Origin of the sequence: Micromonospora sp. D75 (assembly GCF_018070405.1) — a bacterium.
Taxonomy (GTDB): Bacteria; Actinomycetota; Actinomycetes; order Mycobacteriales; family Micromonosporaceae; genus Micromonospora; species Micromonospora chalcea.
Genome location: NZ_JAGPXV010000692.1, coordinates 1 through 2,939, shown reverse-complemented (window position 1 = coordinate 2,939; position 2,939 = coordinate 1). Strand labels below are relative to the sequence as shown.

Below are 2,939 nucleotides of genomic sequence, written 5' to 3'. Positions count from 1 at the left end.
GGCGTCGAAGGCGCGGGTGCGCACCTCGTGCGAGGTCAGCCGGGCCGGTGGGGCGGTCAGGTAGAGCCGACCGGATCGATGCGGCGTCATATCGGTCCTTCCAGGAGCGGGGGACAGGTGCGGTGGGTCTGGAAGGGCGGGCCGTCCGCACACCGGCCGCGGGCGGCCCGCCCGCCCCGCCGCCGCAGCCCGGATCGGCGGTACGGAGGCGGAGCAGTCCGGAGGGTCGGGACGGGTACGCGCACCCGTCCCGACCGGGGGATGAGCCGAACTCGTTGCCACGCGAGGAGCGGCCCGGAATCAACATATCTAGACATGTCAGATGAGTCAACGCTGCTTGTTAGGCGAGTCGCGGTGTGATCGAATCGGATCGCCACGCGAGGAGTGCCATGCGAGAAGTGCCGGATTACTGGCGCATCGCCGATGATGTGATCGCCGACGTCAGAGGAAAGAAGCTGAAGCCGGGGGACAAGCTGCCCTCAATCGCTGAGCTGCGCGATCGCTACGACGTCAGTCATGGGACCGTGCAGATGGCGTATGCGCGGCTGGAAGCGTTGCGGGTGATCCGACGACAGCAGGGCAAGGGCGTCTTCGTGACCGATCCGAAGACCTGGATGCGAGAGCCGTAGCGGGCGTCGGTCCAGAAGTGCCGCAGCGGGTCGCCCAAGGCTCGTCCCCGACCGCAACAGCCCTGCGCCTCGCCATACTGTCGTCGATGACTGCGGACGTGCGTACCGAAGACGGTTGTCGCCTGTGGGCCGACCAGGCCGACGCCGGGTCGCCGCTGGTGCTCTGTCACGGCGGCCCGGGCATGTGGGACTACCTCGGCCCGGTCGCCCGGCTGCTCGACGGGCACGCCCGTGTCATTCGGTGGGAGCAGCGTGGCTGCGGGCGTTCCCAGCGGCGGGGTCCGTACTCGGTCGGCCGCTTCGTCGCCGACCTCGACGAGGTACGCGAACACCTGGCCGGACCGCGAACGGCCCTGCTGGGCCACTCGTGGGGCGCACACCTGGCGCTGCGGTACGCGATCGAGCACCCGGAACGGGTCAGTCACCTGATCTACGTGTCCGGCACCGGCATCGACCCCGATCGCGGCTGGCACCCGCACTACGAACGGAATCTCCGGCGGCGGCTCGGGCCGCACCTGGATCGGTGGGAGGCGCTTGGCGCACGGGACCGCACCCGGGCCGAGGATCGGGAACGGGCGGTCCTGCAGTGGTCGGCCGACTTCGCCGACCCCGACGACGCCGTGCGGCACGCCGAGGACATGGCCACGCCGTGGCTCGGTGTCAACGGCGACTGCAACCGGGCGATCAACGCTGAGGTCAAGCAGGAACTCCGCATCCGCGACCTCGCGGCGCGGTGCCGGACGCTCGACCTGCCCGTGCTGATCATCGACGGACCCGAGGACATCCGTCCCCGATGGGGCGTCGACTCGCTGGAGAAGGCGCTGCCGAACTGCCAGCGGGTCAGTCTCTCCGGATCCGGTCATCTGCCGTGGGTCGAGAATCCGCACGGCTTCCGCCGGGCGGTGACCACCTTCCTCGACGCGACGATGTAAGCCGGGGTGCCCCCGTCCGGCACGCTACCGACCTGTGGAGATCTTGGTACGAAAGGGCCCTCATAGGGGCCGTTTCGTACCAAGATCTATCCGCGTCTCGTCTGGTGAGAAGCGAGTCTCGAAACTGCTCGGCCAGGGGTGCCTGTGGGCGCCATCGAGAAATCGACGCAGCAACATTTATGGATGTTCGGATGGTGTCGGCGCGTCGATCGTGCTGGTCGGATGGCGGAACGGACATCGCCGTTCGACGATGACAGGAGGGACCGTGCGCACACCATCCCGTGCGTTGACGGGGACCACCGCGCTGCTGCTGGCAGCCGGTCTGGTCCTGACCGCCGCTGGCGGCGGCCAGGCGGCACCCCGGGAACAGACCCGTACCCAGGCGCCACCCGACCACCTGCCGGGCGACCGGCACGACACCAAGGCCACCGACAACCGCAAGGGCCGCGTCGCCGCCACCGAGCGGCAGCGGGACCGGGCCGCCGCGCTCGGCGCGCGCGTGCGCTGGACCGACTTCGGTACGCCCGCCACGCTCACCTCCACCGGCAAGCCCCTGGCCACCGGCCTGCCCGCCGACCCGGCCGCCGCCGCGCGCGCGTACGTGGCCGCCAACCGGGACGTGCTGGGCCTGACCGCCGAGGGCGCCGCCGCGCTGGAACTGCTGACCGTGGCGCCGATGGGGCAGGGCGCGACGGTGCTGTTCCGGCAGCGCTTCGGTGACCTGCCGGCCGCCGTCGACGGCATGCTGTCGGTCGGCGTACGCGACGGAGCGGTGTGGCACGTCAGCTCCTCGCTCGCCCGCGACGCCGGTACGCCGGCCCCTGCGACGATCAGCGCCGAGCAGGCCCGCAAGGCGGCGATCGCCGATGCCGGCCGCGGCGACGCGCAGGTCATACGTACCTCATTGGTCGCGGTGCCCACCGCGGACCGTGGGCCGCGCGCGGCGTGGGAGGTGGTCCTCGGCGCGGACACCACCGGCGCGGACCCGGCCGCCTACTCCACCTACGTGGACGCCCGCGACGGCGCCGTGCTGGTCCGCGAGGACCTGATCGACCACGCCGCGGACCACCCGTCCTGGGAGGTCTTCCCGAACTCGCCCCGGGTCGACAGGTCCTCGGTCGACACCCGTAAGCGGTGGTGCGCCGTGCCGGCGCGCGGCTGCGCCGAGGTGGTCGGGGTGCCCGGGCACCCGGCCTGGGTCGTGGACCCGGCGCCCGGCGAGTCCACCACCACGACCAAGGGCAACAACTGTCTCTTATACACAACTGACGCTGCCGACGACCAAGCTGGTGTAGATCTCGGTGGTCGCCGTATCATTAAAAAGGGGGGGGGGGGGGGGGGGGGGGGGGGGGGGGGGGGGGGGGGGGGGGGGGGGGGG

General features: G+C 71.4%; 2 protein-coding genes. Both read left to right on the top strand.

Annotated elements, in window-relative coordinates; all coding sequences use genetic code 11:
- Window positions 1-389: 389 nt before the first annotated feature.
- Complete coding sequence (locus tag KBX39_RS27745; RefSeq protein WP_064445718.1) at window positions 390-629, top strand: winged helix-turn-helix domain-containing protein; 240 nt, start codon at window positions 390-392, stop codon at window positions 627-629.
- Between the two features lie 86 nt (window positions 630-715).
- On the top strand, window positions 716-1,561 hold the full coding sequence (locus tag KBX39_RS27740; RefSeq protein WP_210873321.1) for an alpha/beta fold hydrolase: 846 nt from the start codon (window positions 716-718) through the stop codon (window positions 1,559-1,561).
- Window positions 1,562-2,939: the final 1,378 nt, after the last annotated feature.

Coding starts and splice junctions, on each gene's coding strand:
- KBX39_RS27745 (WP_064445718.1), top strand. CDS start 390: ATGCGAGAAGTGCCGGATTACTGGCGCATCGCCGATGATGTGATCGCC.
- KBX39_RS27740 (WP_210873321.1), top strand. CDS start 716: ATGACTGCGGACGTGCGTACCGAAGACGGTTGTCGCCTGTGGGCCGAC.